Annotated in this window: 17 protein-coding genes; 13 read left to right on the top strand and 4 right to left on the bottom strand. The window is 60.4% G+C overall.

Annotation, left to right across the window (positions count from 1 at the left end; all coding sequences use genetic code 11):
- The first annotated feature begins 49 nt into the window (after positions 1-49).
- The 6 genes from DWZ01_RS03835 (at position 50) to larD (ending at position 9128) form a co-directional block, all read left to right on the top strand.
- Complete coding sequence (locus DWZ01_RS03835; RefSeq protein ID WP_117770438.1) at positions 50-1342, top strand: M20 family metallopeptidase; 1293 nt, start codon at positions 50-52, stop codon at positions 1340-1342.
- A 122-nt stretch (positions 1343-1464) separates the two neighbouring features.
- Entirely contained in the window at positions 1465-1914 is a 450-nt protein-coding gene (locus tag DWZ01_RS03830) for a hypothetical protein (RefSeq protein ID WP_195521812.1), read from the top strand.
- A gap of 304 nt (positions 1915-2218) precedes the next feature.
- Positions 2219-3532, top strand: coding sequence for a histidine--tRNA ligase (hisS, locus tag DWZ01_RS03825; protein WP_117770439.1), 1314 nt, complete (start codon positions 2219-2221; stop codon positions 3530-3532).
- A gap of 257 nt (positions 3533-3789) precedes the next feature.
- Complete coding sequence (locus tag DWZ01_RS03820) at positions 3790-6603, top strand: phosphoenolpyruvate carboxylase (RefSeq protein ID WP_369832481.1); 2814 nt, start codon at positions 3790-3792, stop codon at positions 6601-6603.
- A gap of 466 nt (positions 6604-7069) precedes the next feature.
- Entirely contained in the window at positions 7070-8347 is a 1278-nt protein-coding gene (gene larA / locus DWZ01_RS03815; protein ID WP_117770441.1) for a nickel-dependent lactate racemase, read from the top strand.
- 49 nt (positions 8348-8396) lie between these two features.
- Positions 8397-9128, top strand: coding sequence for a D/L-lactic acid transporter LarD (gene larD / locus DWZ01_RS03810; protein WP_006234784.1), 732 nt, complete (start codon positions 8397-8399; stop codon positions 9126-9128).
- A gap of 307 nt (positions 9129-9435) precedes the next feature.
- On the opposite strand, the gene DWZ01_RS03805 is transcribed toward larD, so the two are convergent.
- From DWZ01_RS03805 to serB, 4 genes are all read right to left on the bottom strand, one after another.
- Positions 9436-9975, bottom strand: coding sequence for a TetR/AcrR family transcriptional regulator (locus tag DWZ01_RS03805; RefSeq protein ID WP_117770442.1), 540 nt, complete (start codon positions 9973-9975; stop codon positions 9436-9438).
- A 2-nt stretch (positions 9976-9977) separates the two neighbouring features.
- The gene (locus DWZ01_RS03800; protein ID WP_117770443.1) at positions 9978-10874 is read right to left on the bottom strand and encodes a LarC family nickel insertion protein; all 897 of its coding nucleotides are present in this window, start codon (positions 10872-10874) and stop codon (positions 9978-9980) included.
- A gap of 10 nt (positions 10875-10884) precedes the next feature.
- Positions 10885-11667 carry a nickel pincer cofactor biosynthesis protein LarB gene (gene larB / locus DWZ01_RS03795; RefSeq protein WP_117848135.1) on the bottom strand — a complete coding sequence of 261 codons (783 nt, stop codon included), beginning with the start codon at positions 11665-11667 and terminating at the stop codon, positions 10885-10887.
- Between the two features lie 114 nt (positions 11668-11781).
- Positions 11782-12417, bottom strand: a complete 636-nt coding sequence (gene serB / locus DWZ01_RS03790; protein WP_117563673.1) for a phosphoserine phosphatase SerB — start codon at positions 12415-12417, stop codon at positions 11782-11784.
- A 256-nt stretch (positions 12418-12673) separates the two neighbouring features.
- Here serB and aspS point away from each other — a divergent pair, with 256 nt between their 5' ends.
- The 7 genes from aspS to DWZ01_RS03755 all read left to right on the top strand — a co-directional run bounded on the left by aspS (position 12674) and on the right by DWZ01_RS03755 (position 19803).
- Positions 12674-14461 carry an aspartate--tRNA ligase gene (aspS, locus tag DWZ01_RS03785; RefSeq protein ID WP_055285971.1) on the top strand — a complete coding sequence of 596 codons (1788 nt, stop codon included), beginning with the start codon at positions 12674-12676 and terminating at the stop codon, positions 14459-14461.
- A gap of 306 nt (positions 14462-14767) precedes the next feature.
- The gene (locus tag DWZ01_RS03780) at positions 14768-15016 is read left to right on the top strand and encodes an HPr family phosphocarrier protein (protein WP_158556992.1); all 249 of its coding nucleotides are present in this window, start codon (positions 14768-14770) and stop codon (positions 15014-15016) included.
- Between the two features lie 232 nt (positions 15017-15248).
- Positions 15249-15491 carry a FeoA family protein gene (locus DWZ01_RS03775; RefSeq protein WP_022094360.1) on the top strand — a complete coding sequence of 81 codons (243 nt, stop codon included), beginning with the start codon at positions 15249-15251 and terminating at the stop codon, positions 15489-15491.
- 39 nt (positions 15492-15530) lie between these two features.
- A complete protein-coding gene (locus DWZ01_RS03770; protein ID WP_006234774.1) occupies positions 15531-15752 on the top strand; it encodes a FeoA family protein in 222 nt (73 codons plus the stop codon).
- A 123-nt stretch (positions 15753-15875) separates the two neighbouring features.
- Complete coding sequence (locus tag DWZ01_RS03765; protein ID WP_117770584.1) at positions 15876-18203, top strand: ferrous iron transporter B; 2328 nt, start codon at positions 15876-15878, stop codon at positions 18201-18203.
- A gap of 175 nt (positions 18204-18378) precedes the next feature.
- Complete coding sequence (locus tag DWZ01_RS03760) at positions 18379-18579, top strand: hypothetical protein (RefSeq protein ID WP_117770585.1); 201 nt, start codon at positions 18379-18381, stop codon at positions 18577-18579.
- 144 nt (positions 18580-18723) lie between these two features.
- Complete coding sequence (locus DWZ01_RS03755; RefSeq protein ID WP_117770586.1) at positions 18724-19803, top strand: substrate-binding domain-containing protein; 1080 nt, start codon at positions 18724-18726, stop codon at positions 19801-19803.
- The last annotated feature ends 330 nt before the right edge of the window (positions 19804-20133 follow it).

Below are 20133 nucleotides of genomic sequence, written 5' to 3'. Positions count from 1 at the left end.
CTTTACGCTATCAAAGTGCGTGCTGCAAAAACGTTACTGGAGGGCTTCTATGGCATCAGCTCTGTCCGATTTTCAACCGCAACCAGCGCCCCAGGCCACCGCGGCGGCGCAGGCCGCTATCGGTGACGGTCTTGTCGCAGAAGCTCAGGCTTTTGCAGACGAGCTCGCTGCATGGCGACACGATCTACACCAGATGCCCGAGCTGGGTAACAATCTTCCGCAGACGTCTGCCTATATCCAGGCACGTCTGGACGAGATGGACATCCCCCATACCACGCTAGTCGACGGTTCCTGCGCCGTTGGCCTGATCGGTGCCGGTGCGGCCGCTCAGGGCAATGGCACGTGCAAGGACGAGCAGGCCGGAACGGTCGTCATGCTCCGAGGCGATATGGATGCCCTTCCCGTTGTCGAGGAATCCGGCGAGCCCTTTGCATCCACCAATGGCTGCATGCATGCTTGCGGTCACGATATGCACGCGACGGCCCTGCTTGGTGCGGCGCGCCTGCTCAAGGCCCGCGAGGCCGAGCTTGTGGAGGCCAACGCTACCGTCAAGTTGCTGTTCCAGCCGGGCGAGGAGACCTTTGAGGGAGCACGCGCTGCCATCGCCGACGGCTTGCTCGAGAACCCGCGCCCTCAGGCGGCCTTTGCCATGCATGTCAACAGCCAGTCGCCGCTTGGCCTGGTGCTCTACGGCAGCCCGGCGCTCTCGGGTGTGTACGGTTTCCGCATCACGCTCCAGGGCAAGGGCGGCCACGGTTCCAGCCCCGAGATCTGCATCGACCCCATCACGGCCGGCGTCCACGTGCACCTGGCGCTCCAGGAGCTTATCTCCCGCGAGGTGCCGGCGGCCAAGGAAGTCGCACTTACCGTTGGTAAGTTCGCCGGCGGCTTGGCGGCCAACGTCATCCCCGACACCTGCGTGCTCGAGGGAACGCTGCGCGGCTTTGATGTTGAGCTCATGGCTCACCTAAAGACCCGCATCGCGGAGGTCGTTAACGGCGTTGCTACGACCTATCGTACGCCGGCGACCATCGAGACGCTTTCGGATGTTCCGCCGCTTGTACTCGACAGCGATATGACTCAGGCGTCGCTTGGCTACGTGGGCGCAGTGCTGCCCAAGACGGCTTTCTTGCCGCTTTTCCATGCCATGGCGAGTGAGGACTTCGCGCTTATCTCGAGCAAGATCCCAAGTGCGTACTTTACCGTGGGCGCGGCCGTAACCGACACGGACGAACACTTTGCCCAGCACCATCCCAAGGCACGTTTTAACGATGCCGAGCTGCCGCTCGGTGCCGCGGCCTATACCGCCGTCGCTTTGGGCTATATCGCCGACCACCGGTAGCACCCAACCTTGCCTTTCAAGCCTGCGGGCATGGCCGTAAGGCCTATGCCCTTGTCTTTCAAGGCAATCTTGGGCACTACCGGCGCCCGGCGCAGGCTATTCGTTTGTCTAAAAGGAGCAGTATGCCCCAGCAGCGTAAGTTCTTCCCCGGCTGGCTCGTGGTGGCCTCCGGCTTCGTGATCATGGCCACGTGTTACACGATTTTCGTCAACTGCATGAGCCTGTTCCAGCCGCTGATCGTCAGCAACCTGGGTATTTCCCTTGCGCAGTACAACGTCTCCAATGCCATCTCCACCGTGGTGAGTGTCGTGGGTTCGCTCGTTATCGGTCATGTTGCCGATAAGGTGAGTGGCCGCGTATTGGGCTCGCTTACCGTTATCGCTACCTCGGCGGTGCTTGCCGGCATGAGCTTTGTCGGTGAGCTGTGGCAGGTCTACGTGCTCTTTGCCGTCTCGGGCTCCTTTGCGAGCACCTGGATCGTGTGCTTGGCGTGCTCCGTGGTCATGCTCGTGTTCCTGCTGGTATCCGAGCCCATCGCCGCCAAGCTGCGCGCGAGCGTGGCGGGGGAGTAGGCGTCCGTCGCTCTTTTCTGTTCGTCCCGTTCTGTCCGTGGCCGCCTTGGAAGCCGAATGGATGCTCGTACCATCATTCGGTTTCCAAGGCGGCCACGGGCCTACGAAATGATCCCTATTCCTCCGTCCCCAAGGGATCACGTGATCCGAAGGGGACGGAGGAAAAGGGATCACAAACAGCGGCGGCGCGTCTGGCCGAACGAGTCCCCATACCCTCGTTCGGTCAGACGCGCCGCCGCGTTGCTGCTTTGTGCCGTATAATGTCCACTACCTATGACGCGATACAAAAGAAAGGTGTTTGCCCATGCAGGCACAGAAGGCGGAGGGAACCCGCGACCTTATCGGCGCCGAGATGCGCGCCTGGCAAAAGATGCAGCAGATTGCGGCCGGCGTGTTCGAGCCGTTTGGTTTTAAACCCATCGAGACGCCCGCGATCGAGCAGGTTGACGTGTTTGTCCACGGTATCGGCCAGTCGACCGACGTCGTGCGCAAGGAAATGTTCCGCGTGTTCAGCGGTGCCAACCTGGAGCGCGTCTTTACCGAGGGCACCGACACCAAACTCAAGCCCAAGCAGCGCCTGGCACTTCGCCCCGAGGGCACGGCCGGCGTGGTGCGCGCCGTCGTCGAGAACAATCTGGTGCCCCAGGGCTCCACGCCGTTTAAGGCTTACTACGCCGAGGCCATGTTCCGCGGCGAGCGTCCCCAGAAGGGCCGCCTGCGCCAGTTCCACCAGGTGGGCATCGAGTGGCTCGGCGCTCCCGATCCGGCGGCAGACGCCGAGTGCATCATCATGCTCATGGAGTTCTACAAGCGCCTGGGCTTCGATCTTTCCAAGCTTCGTCTGCTCATCAACTCGATGGGTGACGCCCAGTGCCGTCCGGCTTATCGCGAGCAGGTTAAGCAGTTCATCCTCGATCACGCCGACGAGATGTGCGATGAGTGCCGCGAGCGCGCCGAGCTCAACCCGCTGCGTGCCTTCGACTGCAAGAACGACCACTGCCGCGAGATCATGGCCGAGGCTCCGCTGATGGGTGACAACCTGTGCGATGAGTGCCGCGAGCACTACGAGCAGGTCAAGCGCTATCTGGATGCCGCCGGTATCGAGTATGTCGAGGATCCCACCTTGGTGCGCGGCCTGGACTACTACACCCGTACTGTCTTTGAGGTCGAGGCCCCTGGCGCCGGCGTCGGCTCCATCGGCGGCGGCGGCCGCTACGATGGCCTGGTCGAGCTCGAGGGTGGCAAGCCCACGGCGGGCGTCGGCTTTGCTGTCGGTTTTGAGCGCGCCCTGCTGGCCCTGCAGGCCTTTGGCAGCGATTTGGGTGCCGATGAGGCCCCGTGCGTCTATGTCGCCAACGCCGGCAAGGAGCTGCGTCAGAACGTCTTTGCCATTACGCAGGAGCTTCGCGCCGCAGGTATCGTGGCCGAGGCCGACTATCAGGGTCGTTCGCTCAAGGCCCAGTTTAAGCAAGCCGATAAGGTAGGCGCCAAGCTCATCTTGGTCCTGGGTGGCGACGAGCTTGCCGCCGGCAAGGTCAAAGTGCGCGACATGCAGAGCCATGACGAGGTGCTCGCCGATCTGGACAACGTCGTCGAGGCGGTTCGCGAGCGCCTGTAGCGCATCTTTTTGAGCTTCGGGCCTGCTAACGTGTCCTGCTCATGGAGAGCGATTGTTACGGGGGTGTTTCGCTTTTATGCGGAATGCCCCCGTTTACGTATGCCGCCCACCGAGAAATACGACCATTTAGGGCAAAAACCTTTGCAATGCAGAAAATACTTTTGTGTGGTAAAGCGCAATCAGTGTCGAAAGTATTTCTCAAGCGCCTATAATGAATACCGCATGTTACGTGCATAGAAGGAGGAATGGGAGGAAACGTGGCTGAGAACCTAAGCAACCAGTCTGTACCCGAAGCCGCGGCGCGCGTCGCTGCCGTGGTCAACCGCCTCGTTAACCGAATCGGCTCGAATGCCGAGTCCAGGGAGCGTCTCGCCGAGATCGAGATCCCCGAGGAGCTGCGCGACAATCTGGCGCTGTTCTTGCGCCTGGAGCGCCGTGTGCTTAGCGAGTATGATCCCGAGATCGCGGACCTGTTCGACAAGATTTTGACAGCCGAGATTGTGGTCAATGCCGGCAACCCCGGTACCTGCGCTGCCGACGAAGCCGTCGACGAGCAGGGCGTGCCCACCGCCGACGAGCCCACTGCCGTGGCATTTCGTGAGGTCGTCGATTTGATCGACAGCCTGCCGCTCGATAAGCAGCAGGTCATCGTTCGCGCCTTTACGAGCTTTTTCCATCTGGCAAACCTGTCGGAGGAGAACTACCGTGTGGCGCAGCTGCGCGAGCGCGAGGCCGGTGCGTCGACCGATACCGAGGTCGATCCTGCCAACGAGCTTACCGTTGCCTATCACCAGCTGGTGAATGAGCTGGGTGTCGAGGGTGCCAACGAGCTGCTCGACAAGCTCGAGTTCCACCCTGTCTTTACCGCACATCCCACCGAGGCCCGTCGTAAGGCCGTCGAGGGCAAGATCCGCCGTATCTCCAACCTGCTGGAGGAGCGTCCGCGTCTGGGCGGCTCCGACCTGGTGGAGAACGAGCGCCATATGCTGCAGGAGATCGACGCCCTGGTGCGTACGAGTCCCATCGCGCTCAAGAAGCCCACGCCGGTCGAGGAAGCCGATACCATCATCGACATCTTCGATAACACGCTGTTCGACGTTATCCCCGTTATCTATCGTCGTTTTGACGATTGGGTGCTGGGCGACAAGGCCGGTACTGTGCCGCCGCTGTGCCCGGCGTTCTTCCATCCCGGCAGCTGGATCGGTTCCGACCGCGACGGTAACCCCAACGTCACCGCCAAGGTGAGCCGTGAGGTCGCCGCCAAGTACTTTACGCACATGGTGCTCAAGCTCGAGGACAAGTGCCGCCACATCGGCCGCAACCTCACGCTCGAGGCTACCTACAGCAAGCCGTCGGCCGAGCTCATTAACCTGTGGAACCATCAGGTCGAGATGAGCCCTCGTTACACGGCCCGCGCCGAGCTGATCTCCGAGCACGAGCCGCATCGCGCCGTCATGCTCGTCATGGCCGACCGCCTGAACGCCACCGTCCGTCGTATCACCGACACCATGTACCACAGCGCCGACGAGTTCCTGGATGACCTGCGCGTCGTCCAGCGTTCGCTGGCCGCCTGCGGTGCCGTCCGTGCTGCCTACGGCCCGGTCCAAACCATCATCTGGCAGGTCGAGTCCTTCGGCTTCCATATGGTCGAGATGGAGTTCCGTCAGCACTCCGTGGTGCATGCCCGCGCCCTTAAGGATATCCACGAGAACGGTATCCATGGCGACCTGCAGCCCATGACGCGCGAGGTCATCGATACCTTCCGCGCTATCGGCTCCATCCAAAAGCGCTACGGCAAGAAGATGGCGCACCGCTACATCATCTCGTTTACCAAGAGCGCTCAGCATGTGGCCGACGTCTTTGAGCTGGCGCACCTGTCCTTTGCACACGAGGAGGATGTCCCCGAGCTCGACGTGATCCCGTTGTTCGAGCAGCTCGAGGACCTCGAGGGCTGCGTCGACGTGCTCGATCAGATGCTTACGCTGCCCGTGGTGCAAAAGCGCCTTGCCCAGACCAACCGCCGCATGGAGGTCATGCTGGGCTATTCCGACTCTTCCAAGGATGCCGGTCCTACCACGGCCATGCTCGCGCTGCACTCCGCGCAGGAGCGCATCGCCAAGTGGGCAGAGAAGAACGATATCGACCTGGTGCTCATGCACGGTCGCGGCGGTGCCGTGGGCCGTGGCGGCGGCCCGGCCAACAAGGCCGTGCTGGCGCAGCCCAAGGGTTCGGTCAACTGCTTCTTTAAGCTTACCGAGCAGGGCGAAGTCATCTTTGCCCGTTACGGCAACCGCACGCTGGCTCAGCGCCATGTTGAGTCCGTTGCCGCCGCAACGCTTTTGCAGTCGGCCCCGAGTGTCGAGAAGACCAACACCGAGACCACGCAGAAGTTCTGGGATATGGCCGAGAAGCTCAACACTGCAAGCCACGAACGCTATCTGGACCTGCTGAACACCGAGGACTTTACACCGTGGTTCTCGACCGTGACGCCGCTGACCGAGGTCGGTCTGCTGCCGATCGGCTCGCGTCCCGCCAAGCGCGGTCTGGGCGCCAAGTCGCTCGATGACCTGCGTACCATCCCGTGGATCTTCAGCTGGAGCCAGGCGCGCATTAACCTGGCCGCTTGGTACGGTCTGGGCACCGCCTGCGAGCAGCTGGGCGATCTTGACCAGCTCAAGGCTGCCTACCAGGAGTGGCCGTTCTTCCGCACCTTTATCGACAACATCGAGATGTCGATTGCTAAGACCGATCAGCGCATCGCCAAGATGTATCTGCATCTGGGCGACCGCGATGATCTGTCCAAGAAGGTCTTTACCGAGATGCAGCTCACCCGTAAGTGGGTCCTTGCCATCGTCGGTGATGAATGGCCGCTGCAGCGTCGTCGCGTGCTCGGCTGCGCCGTTCGCGTGCGTAACCCCTACGTCGACGCCCTGTCCATCGCCCAGGTCCGCGCCCTTCGCGAGGTGCGTATGAACCAGGACGAGATGGCCGAGGAGAAGAAGGCCGAGTACATGAGCCTGATTCTTTCGACTGTGACCGGCGTCTCGGCAGGACTGCAGAACACGGGGTAATCGATAGCCCTGTAGTCGTCCGGGCCCGCCATTAGTTTACTTTTAGGCACGTCCTCGGACATGCAAGAAGCCCTCGCTGCGCACTTCGTGCGGCGAGGGCTTCTTGCGTCCTGCGGAGTGTGCCTAAAAGTAAACTAATGGCGGGCCCTGCGATGTCCGGTCTTCAGTGGATTACTGCTGGGGGAATTAATGGCGCGCTTCGCGCGTTTTGGATGGGGTCTGTCCCGGCGGCGCGTTTGGCGCTTCGCGCCGCGCGCCTTATCGATCGGGATTGAGATGCATGTGGTGCTTCTCGCCTTACGACTGTAGCGGCCGCGGTCCCGTTTGGGGTCGCGGCCGTTTTGTTGTGGGTCAAATATGAACGTTGTGTTAATGAGTCGGTGGACGGTGGTGTTTTTCGGTGAGCGGCGTATCCTTCCAACGGTTTATCTAGTGTGTCAGTTGAAAAGGAAGAGGGCGCTCGTCATTGTTTGAATGTGAACTGCCGTTTGACCACAAGACGTTGCATCTGGAGCTCGAGGATAAGAACTTCGCGGGTGTGATGGAAGGTCATCAAAACGAGTTTAAGACCACGAAATCGCAGGAAGAGCTGGTAGGGGAGTCGCTTGCCAACCCTTATGGCTCGCCGTCGCTCGAGGAGCTTTGTGCTGGCAAGAAGGATATCGTCATCATTAGCTCCGACCATACGCGTCCCGTTCCCTCGCGTGTGACGATGCCTATTCTGCTGCATCACATCCATTCCGCTGCGCCCGAGGCTCGCGTGCGCATTTTGGTTGCTACGGGTATGCATCGTCCGTCGACGCATGAGGAACTCGTCAACAAGTACGGCGAGGAGATCGTTGCCAACGAGGAAATCGTTATGCACGTCGCGACCGATGACAGCATGATGAAAAAGATCGGCACCCTGCCTTCTGGCGGCGAGTGCATCATCAACAAGATTGCTGCCGATTGCGATCTGCTGCTTGCCGAGGGCTTTATTGAGCCGCACTTCTTTGCCGGTTTCTCTGGTAGCCGCAAGTCCGTCCTGCCTGGCATCGCCAGCTACAAGACCATCATGTACAACCACAACGGTCAGTTTGTGAACGATTCCCATTCGCGTGCCGGCAACCTGTGCCACAACCACGTGAGCGAGGACATGTTTGCCGCTGCCGAGATGGCTCACCTTGCCTTTGTGCTCAACGTGGTGCTCAACGGCAAGCACGAGGTCATCGGCTCCTTTGCCGGCGACATCCACAAGGCGCACGAGGCTGGCTGCGAGTTCGTGAAGAGCCTTGCCGGCGTTGAGCCCGTCGAGTGCGAGATTGCCATTACCACCAACGGCGGCTACCCGCTCGACCAGAACATCTATCAGGCCGTGAAGGGCATGTGCTCTGCCGAGGCTACGCTTCCCGAGGGCGGCGTGATCATCGACGTCGCCGGCTGTGCCGACGGTCACGGTGGCGAGGGCTTCTATCACAACATCGCCGACAACGATCCGGCGGAGTTTGAGCGTGCCTGCATCGACCGTCCTAAGGACGAGACCCTGCCCGACCAGTGGACGAGCCAGATCTTTGCCCGCATCCTGGCGCATCACCCTGTGATCATGGTCACCGACCTGTGCGATCACCAGATGATCAAGGATATGCACATGACGCCGGTCAACACCCTCGATGAGGCGCTCAAGCTCGCCTTTGAGATGAAGGGTGCCGATGCCAAGGTGGCCGTCATTCCCGATGGCCTGGGCGTTGTCGTCGCACAGCACTAGTACGCGGCCTAAACGAATCGTTTATAACCGACAAGAAAGATAAGGTTTTATGCTTACCAAACTCCTCTGCGAATTCGGCGCAACGGCCCTCATGATCATCTTTGGCGTGGGCGTGCACTGCGATACCGTGCTTAAGGGTACCAAGTATCAGGGCTCCGGCCATATGTTTGCCATCACCACTTGGTCTTTTGGCATCTCGGTCTGCCTGTTTGTCTTTGGTGGCGCCGTGTGCATGAACCCGGCTATGGTGCTTGCCCAGTGCATCGTCGGTCTGGTGCCGTGGAGCAGCTGCATCCCCTTCATGATTGCCGATATGCTCGGCGGCTTTGCGGGTGCCGTGATCGCATGGTTGATGTATGCCGATGAGTTCAAGGCTTCCGATGGTGTCATCGATCCCATTGCTCAGCGCAACATCTTCTCGACCAACCCCACCACCGAGGGTACGAACTATGCCCGTAATTTCTTCTGCGAGGCTATCTGCACCTTTGTGTTCATCAGCGCCATCCTTGCTGCTGCTAACCGTGCTGGCGAGAACGTCCTGATGCTCGCTATCTGCGTCGGTCTGATCGTTTGGGCTGTTGGCATGGGCATGGGAGGTATCACTGGCTTCGCCATGAACCAGGCCCGTGACCTTGGTCCTCGCATGGCCTATCAGGTGCTGCCGATTAAGAACAAGGCTGACAACAACTGGAAGTACGGCCTGCTTGTTCCTGGCATCGCTCCGTTTGTCGGTGCCGCTCTGGCCGCGCTGTTTGTGCATGGTTTCTTGGGCATGTTCTAGGCCAAGACAATTGATATAACGCCCGGGTCCGGCATAGGTTAACTTTCCGCCGCGTCCTCGGACATGCAAGAAGCTCCCGCTGCGCACTTCGTGCGGCGGGAGCTTCTTGCGTCCTGCGGAATGCGGCGGAAAGTTAACCTATGCCGGACCCTGCGGGAATCCAGTTGCCTTCGAACAAGCAGCCCAACATATATATCTGAATATAGATGGGAGGGGCTTGTTGCTGTTGGGGGCGTTGAAGTGTGAATGACACTTTGGGATGCGTGGCGGCCTGGGTTGGGTCGATGATTTGGGATGAGCTTCTTACTTAGGTGAAGAGGGGCTTTATGGCTGAGAGGTAGTCTTTGGCTACGTCGGCTTTGTTTGCTTGGAAGTTGTGCCAGGCCCACCATTGGACCATTCCTACGAAGCTTGAGGCTATGTGGTGTAGTAAGAAGCTGCGGTCCATGGTGGCGGCGGGGCCTGCGGGGTCGACGGGGACGGTTTCGGCTGCGCGCGACATGATGGTCTTGCGGAGGCAGTCGGCGAAGACGCGTGAGCCGGCGCCGGCTACGAGGGCTCGAACGCCCTGACGGCGTTCCCAGAGGTTGTTGAGGATATGCTCGACTTGCACGAGTGGGTCGTCGAGCGGCGTACCATCGTCGTCGAGGGCGTGGGTGCAGATGTCGTTCACGAGCTCGGACAGTAGGTCGTCTTTGCTCTTAAAGAGGCCGTAGAATGTCGCGCGGCCTACGTGGGCACGAGCGATGATGTCGCCGACGGTAATCTTGCCGTAATCCTCTTCGCGTAGCAGCTCGGAGAACGCTGCAACGATGGCAGCGCGGCTTTTTTCTTTGCGGGCATCCATGGCTATGCATCCACGTCAACGAGTAGACAACGGAGCGTGCCAGAGCAACCCTCGTAGGGGCGCTTGCCGGCGCCGTAGCCGACGGCCTCGATGTGGTAGCGTGCCGGCAGGTGCTCGGACGTGCGCAGCGCGGTGACGATGGCGGCGCCCGTGGGCGTCACGAGCTCGCCAGCGACCGGTGCGGGCGTGAGGGCGATATTGCCCGCCTGGCACAGGTTGACGACAGCGGGGACGGGAATGGGCATAAGGCCGTGGGCGCAGCGAATGGTTCCGTGGCCTTCGGAGAGCGACTCGACCACGATGTCCTCAATACCTAGGTCATCGAGGCAGATGGCGACAGAGCAGACGTCGACGATGGAATCGACGGCGCCTACCTCGTGGAACATGACGGTCTCGGGCGTTTTGCCGTGAGCCTTTGCCTCGGCATCGGCGAGTACGGAAAAAATGGCGAGGGCACGACGCTTGGCACCATCGCTTAGCCGTGAGCCATCGATGATGGCGGTGACATCCGCCAAAGAACGGTGGTGATGGTGGTGGGCGTGATGGTGACCCTCATGGTCATGCTCGTGGCAGTGCTCGTGTTCGTGCTCGTCATGGTCATGATGGTGGTGCTCATGCTCGTGCATGTGCTCGGCAGCTGCTTCGTTGCCGTAGAGCCAGGCCATATCGTGGTCGTGGTTCTCGAGCTCCTCTGCAAGCTGGACGTCAAAATCACAGGCGTCGATGCCATGCTTGTTTGCACGCGTGACGGCGATCGTAAAGCCGTCGACCGGCAGTGTGGCGAGCTGTTCGCGCAGGTGCTCCTCGCTGGCGCCCAGGTCGAGCAGGGCCGCGACGGTCATGTCGCCGCTGATGCCCGAGGTGCCGTCGATGATAAGCGTGTGCTGATGGTTGGACATGGAATGCTCCTTAACGGGCGCAGGGTGTGCCGGCGCTCAGATGATTGATAAGACTTGCCTGGTAGGCGGCACCAAAGCCGTTGTCGATATTGACGACCGATACGCCGCTGGCGCAGGAGTTGAGCATGGCGAGCAGTGCGGCTACGCCACCAAAACTTGCGCCGTAGCCCACGCTGGTGGGAACGGCGATGACCGGACAGCTCACCAGACCGCCGACAACGCTCGCCAGCGCGCCTTCCATGCCGGCGATGGCGATGACCACCTGTGCCTGGGCAAGTTCCTCGGCATGCGCGAGCAGACGGTGCAGGCCGGCGACACCCACGTCGTAGAGGCGGTCGACCTCGTTGCCATAGAACTCGGCCGTCAATGCGGCTTCCTCGGCGACGGGCAGGTCGCTCGTGCCGGCGCAGGCGACGACGATGCGTCCGTTGCCGGTAGGGGAGGGCTTGCCTCCCACGAGGGCGAGCTGTGCGTCCGGGACATATCCCAGGTCGATGCCGTTGTCGAGGAGCTCCGAGGTGCGGTCTGCCTTTTCGGCGTCCAGGCGCGTGACCAGGATGCGCTCCTGGCCGGCATCGTGCAGCGCTTCGATAATGGCGGCAATCTGCTCGGCGGTTTTACCGGCGCCGTAGACAACCTCGCCGGCTCCCTGGCGCACCCCGCGCGAAAGATCGAGCTGCGCAAAACCCAGATCGGCGGTTGGCGCCGTCTGGATGCGCGTAAGCGCGTCGGCAGGGGCGACTGATCCGCCGGCAACATCGCTCAGCAGCTGCTCAAGATCTCGCTTATCCATATATGTTCCCTTCGACGGCGCAAAGTCTAGCACTCAAAGGGTATGTTTCCGAACACTAAGACAAAATTGTTCGGAAACTATAGGACAGACTGATTCAATTGTTAGACGGATCGGCTAGTCACGCAGGATGATGTCCATGGCGAGCATCAGGTTGCGCTCGTCGATGGCAAACGGGGCGGCCTCGCGCGTCTTGGGCTTGGCGCAAAACGCGATGCCCGTGCCCGCGGCCTGAATCATGGGGATGTCGTTGGCGCCGTCGCCGATCGCGACGGTGTGGGCCATGTCGACACCGCACTCAACCGCCCAATCCAGCAGCTGGATGAGCTTGGACTCCTTGGTCACGATGTCTGCCGCCAGCTTACCGGTGAGCTTGCCGTCCACGACCTCCAGGCGGTTAGCGAGGCAAAAGTCGATGCCCGCGGCGGCCACGATCTTGTCGGCGACTTCGTGAAAGCCGCCGCTTACCACGCCGACCTTCCAGCCCTTGCTGTGTGCCGAGCGCACAAGCTCCAGCGCGCCGGGGGTAAACGTCACGCGCTCAAAGGTGCGCTCGAATACGCTCTCATCCAAGCCGGCAAGCAGCCCCACGCGTTCCTCGAGCGCCTGCTTAAAGTCGAGCTCGCCGCGCATGGCGCGCTCGGTGATCTGCGCTACCTGCTCGCCCACGCCGGCCTCCTCGCCCAACAGGTCGATGACCTCCTGGTTGATGAGCGTGGAGTCGATATCCATAACGATGAGGCGTGCGGTCATGACGGGCCTTTCCGAGTGCGGTTGTATTGGGGCACATTGTCGCACGCCGCGCGCTTGGGCGACGGCCAGGCCGCGTCAATTGTTTCGTCTCCGTCAAGTCTTTGGGCAAGAGCTACTTTTTCGCGGCACATCGACGCGGGTGCGATAAGATAGAACGCCATGCCCGGCTGCGCGGTTTACGCAGGCTGGGCAAATCTGTACGACGCCGCCCGGAACGACACGGGGCGGCACAGATCCATAAAGGAGGATCACTGGTATGAGCCAGACCCGTCCCATCGATGAGCATTCCATGCACACCCGTACCTGCGGCGAGCTTCGCTTCGAGAACGTGGGCGAAGAGGTCACCCTCACCGGTTGGGTGAGCCGTCGCCGCGACCACGGCGGCCTTATCTTCTGTGACCTTCGCGACCGCGAGGGCATCACGCAGCTCACCTTCGACCCCGAGCACTCCGACGGCGATGCCTTTAAGATCGCCGAGACCATGCGTCCCGAGTGGCCCATCAAGATCCACGGCGTCGTGCGCGCTCGTGGCGAGGAGACCACCAACACCAAGCTCGCGACCGGCGAGATCGAGGTCCTGACCGACCACGCCGAGGTACTCAATACGTCCGTCACCCCGCCGTTCCAGATCGAGGACGGCATCGAGACCAGCGAGGACACCCGCCTGCGCTATCGCTATCTGGACCTCCGTCGTCCCGAAATGATGGCCAACCTCAAGCTGCGCTCCGACTTCACCTTTGCCATTCGCGAGGCGCTGCACAACCGTGAGTTCATGGAGGTTGAGACGCCCTCCCTGTTCAAGTCCACGCCCGAGGGCGCCCGCGACTTCATTGTTCCCAGCCGTATTCAGCCGGGCAACTTCTACGCCCTGCCGCAGTCCCCGCAGCTCCTGAAGCAGCTGCTCATGGTCGGTGGCGTCGAGCGCTACTACCAGGTTGCCAAGTGCTTCCGCGACGAGGACCTGCGTGCCGACCGTCAGCCCGAGTTCACCCAGGTCGATATCGAGATGTCCTTCGTGGACCAGAACGATGTCATGAGCGCGCTCGAAGAGGTTCTTGCCGATGCCTTCGGTCGCATGGGTGTCGAGATGCCCACGCCGCTGCGTCGCATGAACTACTGGGATGCCATGGACACCTATGGCTCCGACAAGCCCGATACCCGCTATGGCATGCACCTGGTCGACCTGACCGACATCTTTGCCAACTCCAAGTTCAAGGTCTTTGCGACCGCCGCAAATGAGGAGGGCTCTGTCGTCAAGGCCATCAACGCCAAGGGCGCCGGTGCCTGGGCACGTGCCAAGATCGATAAGCTCGCCGGCGTGGCCTCCACGTTTGGCGCCAAGGGCCTGGCATGGATCGCCTTCCGCGAGGACGGCTCCATCAACAGCCCCATCGTCAAGTTCTTCTCGGACGAGGAGATGGCGGCTCTGCGCGAGCGCATGGACGTCGAGCCCGGCGACCTTGTGATGTTCGCCGCCGGCCCGCGCCTGCTCTCCGACGAGATCCTGGGCGGCATGCGTTCCCACATGGCCAACGCGCTCGAGATCAAGCGCGAGGGCCACGACTTCCTGTGGGTCGTCAACTTCCCGCTGTTCCATTGGGACGAGGATCGCAAGGCCTATGCTGCCGAGCACCAGCCCTTTACCCTGCCGACCGAGACCGACATCGCCAAGATCGAGGCCGATCCGCTGGCGGCTGGTTCTTGCACCTACGACTTTGTCATGGACGGCTTTGAGGCTGGCGGCGGCGGTATGCGTATCCACAACGCCGAGATGCAGATGTCCATGCTCAAGCTCCTGGGCTTTACCGAGGAGCGTGCCGAGTCGCAGTTTGGCTTCCTCATGGAGGCCCTCAAGTTTGGTGCGCCCCCGATGGGCGGTTTCGCTCTGGGCCTGGACCGCGTGTGCATGCTGCTCACCGGCTCTGACTCCATCCGCGACGTCATGGCGTTCCCCAAGACGGCCAGCGGCTCCGACCTCATGTCGGGCGCCCCGAGTGCCGTTTCCGGCGCCCAGCTCAAGGACGTCAGCCTGCGCCTGATGTAGGCGAGCGACTACATATTGCCCGTTGCGAGGGAAGGACGCGTGCCTTCCCTCGTTTTTTATACGCCGAGGTTGCGAGGGTATAGGTTGACTGGGCGTCGCGGAAACTACGTCCCAGAATTTGCGTCCAAAACGGGTCGCAGTTTCCCAAACAGGCCCCTTTGGGAAACTGCGTCCCAGAATCCAGCCAAATAACGGGTCGCACTTTCCGGTTGAGCCTTCTGGCGGGCTTCAACAAGCATCTAACGCTACAATAACTACCACATGGCTGGGTTTGCCAGCCGAATGTACGATGTCGTGGGAGGGGACATGGTCGAGTTTACAAAGACGATTAAAGATCCGTTGGGATTGCATGCCCGCCCGGTTGCGCTGCTCTATGACATTATCGCCAAGCATCGTAGTGACGTGTCGGTCAGCATCGGTGACCGCCATACCGACGGTCGCGACGTTATAGGGCTCATGGCACTCTGTGGCGAATGTGGCGAAGACGTCGTGTTCCGTGTTTCGGGCGTGGATGAGGCCTCCTGCGTCACGTCGATCAGAAACCTCTCGCTTTAACCTCAACAATGTGACAAAGGGGCAGTCCCCTCTGTTGCATAAATTGGTATCAATAGGCACTGCAAAGAGATGGTCTTTGCGGTGCCTTTGTTTCGTATGGGAAACTTTTTCGAAATCTGAATGGGGACCCTTTCCAAAAAGTTAACCACGTGCTAGTTTACTAAAGCGAACATAGACGTGGTTAACTTTTATCGCGTCGATGTTGAGGACGAACTGACGTTAGGAGCCACTCATGTCTTGCGGACCGCAGATGCCGGCCATGCCGCTTTCGATGGTAAAAGCGGGCGAAACCGTGCGCGTGTCTCGTGTAAAGGGCAATGAGGACATGAAACACCACCTCAAGGACCTCGGCTTTGTCGAGGGCAACGAAATCCACGTGGTGAGCTCGAGTGGTGCCAATATCATCGTCACGGTGCTGGGCGCACGCTTTGGCATCGATTCCAAGGTTGCCATGCACATCATGACCGTCGGTTAGTCTGTAGCATTTCATAAAAACCGAAAGGGGGACAAGAGGATGAAGACGTTGGGTGACGTTAAGGTGGGCGAGAGCTCCACCATCGTCAAGCTTCACGGTGAGGGTGCGCTTCGCCGCCACCTTATGGACCTGGGGCTCATCAAGGGCACTTCGTTCAAGGTCGTGAAGGTCGCACCGCTCGGTGATCCGGTCGAGATCAACGTGCGCGGCTACGAGCTTTCCATCCGCAAGGAGGAGGCGGCCGTCGTCGAGGTCCAGTAAAGACTCGCGGTGTATATTTCTGCAGATAAAGTTAGTTATTTCTAACTTAATGCAGCAACTTTGAAGCACATTATCCAGCCCGTGCGGAGAAAGCAGCGCGGGCACACAAGGAAGAAGGATTGAATGGCGGATTCTCAGATCCATGTCGCGCTGGCGGGTAACCCCAACTGCGGCAAGACCACGCTTTTCAACCTGATCACCGGCGCCAACGGCTACGTTGGCAACTGGCCCGGCGTCACGGTTGAGAAAAAGGAGGCCAAGCTCCTAAGCGACAAGAACGTTACCATCACGGACCTCCCCGGCATCTACTCGCTTTCCCCCTACAGCCCCGAGGAGCAGTGCTCGCGCGATTACCTCATGAGCGGCGAGCCCGATGTGGTCGTCCAGGTTGTCGACGCCACCAACCTCGAGCGCAACCTGTACCTGGCGCTTCAGGTCATCGAGACCGGCCTGCCCGTGGTCGTCGCCCTCAACATGGCCGATTTGGTCGAGAAGAACGGCGACAAGATCGACACGGACAAGCTTTCCAAGAAGCTCGGCTGCCCGGTCATGATGATTTCGGCTCTTAAGAACAAGGGCATCAAGGAGCTGTTCGAGCAGGTCAAGAAGTCCGCTGCTTCCAAGGGCCAGGTGCCGGAGCACAAGTTCGACTCCTCCATCGAGGACGTTCTGGACCACATCGAGAATAACCTTCCGGCGAGCGTTCCCGCCAACAAGCGCCGCTATTACGCCGTCAAGCTGTTCGAGCGTGATGCAGACGCCTGCAAACTCATCAACCTCACCAAGGAGAAGGCCGCTCGCGTGGAGGAGCTGGTCGCCCAGTGCGAGCAGGACTGCGACGACGACGCCGAGTCCATCATCACCGGTGAGCGCTATGGCGTCATCGCGCACATCATCGATGAGTGCCTCACCAAGGCCCCGGCCAAGATGAGCACTTCCGAGAAGATCGATCGCGTGGTTACCAACCGTATCCTGGGCCTGCCGATCTTTGTGGTCATCATGTTTTGCGTGTACTACATCGCCGTTTCTACCTTGGGCGGCACGGTGACCGACTTCACCAACGACCAGCTCTTCGGCACCGACGGCTGGTATGTGCTCGGCCAGGGTCGCGACGCCTACGACGCAGCTGTCGAGGCTGCGGGCGACGACGCCGATTCGGTTGACCCGACGCAGTACGGCCCCTATGTCCCGGGTATCACCACCGTGGTGCACGACGCCCTTGTGGCGGGTGGCACCGAGGACGGTGGCCTGGTCGATTCGCTGGTCTGCGACGGTATCGTTGGCGGCCTGGGCGCCATTTTCGGCTTTGTGCCGCAGATGTTCCTGCTGTTCGTGATGCTGTCCTTCCTGGAGGACTGCGGCTACATGGCCCGCGTCGCCTTCATCATGGACCGCGTGTTCCGCCGCTTTGGCCTGTCCGGTAAGTCGTTCATCCCCATGCTCGTGTCCTCGGGCTGCGGCGTCCCCGGCGTCATGGCCACCAAGACCATCGAGAACGAGAAGGACCGCCGCATGACGGTCATGACCACCACGTTCATCCCCTGCGGCGCCAAGCTGCCGATCATCGCCCTGCTCATGGGCTCCATCATTGGCGATTCTTCCACCACGGCTGCATGGATCAGCCCGCTCTTCTACTTCCTGGGCGTCTTTGCCGTCATCGCCTCGGGCCTCATGCTCAAGAAGACCAAGCTCTTCGCCGGTCGCCCGACGCCGTTCGTTATGGAGCTTCCCGCCTACCACTTCCCGGCGATCCGTTCCTGGGCGCTGCACGTGTGGGAGCGCTGCTGGGCCTTTATCAAGAAGGCCGGCACGGTCATCTTTGCGTCCACCGTCGTCGTTTGGTTCCTCTCCAACTTTGGTAGCTATAACGGTTCCTTTGGCTTCCTGCCTGCGATGGACGGCATCCCCGAGGAGTTTATGGACTACTCCGTGCTTGCCATGCTGGGCAACCTGGTCGCTTGGATCTTCGCCCCGCTCGGCTTTAGCACCTGGCAGGCCACCGCGCTGACTGTCTCTGGCCTCGTCGCCAAGGAGAACGTCGTCGCCACCGCCGGCTCGCTGCTGTCCGTCGCCGACGCGGGCGAGACCGACCCGAGCCTGTGGACCGCGTTTGCCGGCATGTTCCCCACCATGGGCGCTTGCGTTGCCTTCGGCGCCTTCAACCTGCTGTGCGCTCCGTGCTTTGCTGCCATTGGCACCATCCGCAACCAGATGGATTCCGGCAAGTGGACTGCGATCGCCATCGGTTACGAGTGCGCCTTCGCTTGGGTGATCGGCCTGTTCATCAACCAGTTCTACAACTTGCTTGTTCTTGGACAGTTTGGTATCTGGACGATTGTGGCCATCGTGCTGCTGGTTGCGATGCTCTTCCAGATCTTCCGTCCCATGCCCAAGCATGCATGGACCGACGAGGACGAGACCAACACTGCTTCCGCCGCAGTTTCCGCTTAAGTCCGAATAAGGATTAACCCCTTTCCACGAGCCCGGGTGTCCCAGCGACACTCGGGCTTTTTGGTGGGGGAGATGTGACGTTTCCGCAGATAAAACCGACCAAAATAAACCTGTCCCTTTTTGGTAGGTGGAGAATGGGGTAAAGTAAGTGCTGGTTAACTAGGGGAGGCTTGCTATGGCACCTATCGATATTGTTGTACTGGCTGTTATCGGTATTGCGTTTGTCGCCGTGTGCGTGCGCATCTACCGAAAGGGAACCTGCGCCGACTGCGCTCAGGGCGGCGTTTGCACGGGGCATTGTTCCAGCAAAAAGACGTGCGCTGCGCTTAAGGGCGTGGACAAAATCGCCGAAGACCTGGGCCGCGGTATTAAATAAGGTCTAGGCATCCAAGCGCCTCGCGAGCATCCGTTCGCGGGGCGCTTTGCACATTTGGGGGCGAGCGCGGCGAGTTGTAGAGTGATTTTGGGGTATCGTTACCTGTAGTGTTAATTGGCAACTTATCTATAACGGAGTATCCCCATGAGCGCTCGCGTAACCATGAAGGACATAGCCGCCGAGCTTGGCGTTTCCATCAATACCGTGCACAAGGCCCTGACGGGTAAGGCCGGCGTGAGCGAATCCGTGCGCTCCAAGGTGAATGCTAAGGCCGAGGCCATGGGTTACCATCGCAATACGAGTGCCTCGAGCCTGCGCCGCAAGGATATCAACCTGGTGTTTTGCCTGCCCCGCGCCTCGCGCGAGGGAGCGTACTTTTTCCGTTACCTGTGGGAAGGCTGCAACCGCTTTGAGCAGGAGGTCATCGACCGGGGCATTACGGTTGAGCGTGTTGAATTTGGCGTGGGTGGCTACGCCGATGCGCTCGAGCAGATTGATGAGCGCTTGCAGGTAGGCGAGAAGATTGATGGCCTGCTTGCCTATGTTCCGAGCGATGACCGTGCGACCGAGCTTTTGAGGCAGATTGCCGAGGCGGGTGTGGCGATCGAGCTCGTCGATGGCGACCGACCGCACCTCGATCGCCTGGGTGCCAGTCTGGCAGACTATTCCGCGGCGGGCAGTCTTATGGCAGAGCAGGCGGCAAACCTGGTTCACGCTTCTGGGGCTGACGCCCGCGTGCTCCTGTTGGCGGGCGACCCCTATACCGATTCGCACTATCTAACCGCCCGCGCCTTTCACAATTACCTGCGCGAACACGATATTCCATGGCAAGTTGAGGACCTTGCCGGCGCCCATGCGCAAGTCAAACAGCTCAAGCATGAGCTCGAAAAGCGCTTGAGTGCGCCGGACGCCCCTGAGCTCATTTGTAGCGTTTTTGCCGTTGGTTCCGAAGTGGTTGCCGATGCGCTTGTCTCGAGCGGCAAGGCCGGTCAGGTTATGGTGATCGGCAACGACCTGTTTCCCGAAAGCGCCCTGGCCTTGCGTCGGGGCATCTTTACCAACATCGTCTACAAGGACCCGGTGAGTCTGGCATATCGTGGCGCCAAAACCTTAGGCGATTATCTGCTGTGGGGAAGGACCCCGACGGTGCCCGTCCAGAAGGGCGCCGTCGAGATGGTATTTGCCAGCAATGTCGACCGCTACTGCGAACTTGCGGGTATTTAGCCGATTGAGCAGGTACCCCCTCTTGCGACGTGCATTTTTGGGAGTATTCAGCATTGGCATGCCCTGAATGAGGTGCAGAACGACTGTTTTAAGTGCCCCCGATGGCGTAATTTGCCATCGGGGGCACTTTTTATGCCGATCGGGCGCTATCTGCGTTCCAAATAGGACGCTGAGGATGGCGCACGGCGCGCTCCAATGCTGAATACTCCCAAAAATGTACGTCGGGACATGACCCACCTGAGCAAAAGCGCTCAAGTTCGGTGTTCGGGGACGCCAAACAGTCCGCAATACATGCAAGTCACATCTCCAGCAACCGTTGAACGGGCAAAA

It is taken from the genome of Collinsella sp. AF28-5AC, assembly GCF_003457875.1.
In the GTDB taxonomy this organism is placed as follows: Bacteria; Actinomycetota; Coriobacteriia; order Coriobacteriales; family Coriobacteriaceae; genus Collinsella.
Note: the sequence above shows the minus strand (reverse complement) of the source record. Positions and strands in the feature narration are given on the sequence as shown.

Excerpts from the sequence above, each read along its gene's own strand:
- DWZ01_RS03835 (WP_117770438.1), top strand. The coding sequence starts at position 50 with ATGGCATCAGCTCTGTCCGATTTTCAACCGCAACCAGCGCCCCAGGCC.
- DWZ01_RS03830 (WP_195521812.1), top strand. The coding sequence starts at position 1,465 with ATGCCCCAGCAGCGTAAGTTCTTCCCCGGCTGGCTCGTGGTGGCCTCC.
- hisS (WP_117770439.1), top strand. The coding sequence starts at position 2,219 with ATGCAGGCACAGAAGGCGGAGGGAACCCGCGACCTTATCGGCGCCGAG.
- larD (WP_006234784.1), top strand. The coding sequence starts at position 8,397 with ATGCTTACCAAACTCCTCTGCGAATTCGGCGCAACGGCCCTCATGATC.
- DWZ01_RS03805 (WP_117770442.1), bottom strand. The coding sequence starts at position 9,975 with ATGGATGCCCGCAAAGAAAAAAGCCGCGCTGCCATCGTTGCAGCGTTC.
- DWZ01_RS03800 (WP_117770443.1), bottom strand. The coding sequence starts at position 10,874 with ATGTCCAACCATCAGCACACGCTTATCATCGACGGCACCTCGGGCATC.
- larB (WP_117848135.1), bottom strand. The coding sequence starts at position 11,667 with ATGGATAAGCGAGATCTTGAGCAGCTGCTGAGCGATGTTGCCGGCGGA.
- serB (WP_117563673.1), bottom strand. The coding sequence starts at position 12,417 with ATGACCGCACGCCTCATCGTTATGGATATCGACTCCACGCTCATCAAC.
- aspS (WP_055285971.1), top strand. The coding sequence starts at position 12,674 with ATGAGCCAGACCCGTCCCATCGATGAGCATTCCATGCACACCCGTACC.
- DWZ01_RS03780 (WP_158556992.1), top strand. The coding sequence starts at position 14,768 with ATGGTCGAGTTTACAAAGACGATTAAAGATCCGTTGGGATTGCATGCC.
- DWZ01_RS03775 (WP_022094360.1), top strand. The coding sequence starts at position 15,249 with ATGTCTTGCGGACCGCAGATGCCGGCCATGCCGCTTTCGATGGTAAAA.
- DWZ01_RS03770 (WP_006234774.1), top strand. The coding sequence starts at position 15,531 with ATGAAGACGTTGGGTGACGTTAAGGTGGGCGAGAGCTCCACCATCGTC.
- DWZ01_RS03765 (WP_117770584.1), top strand. The coding sequence starts at position 15,876 with ATGGCGGATTCTCAGATCCATGTCGCGCTGGCGGGTAACCCCAACTGC.
- DWZ01_RS03760 (WP_117770585.1), top strand. The coding sequence starts at position 18,379 with ATGGCACCTATCGATATTGTTGTACTGGCTGTTATCGGTATTGCGTTT.
- DWZ01_RS03755 (WP_117770586.1), top strand. The coding sequence starts at position 18,724 with ATGAGCGCTCGCGTAACCATGAAGGACATAGCCGCCGAGCTTGGCGTT.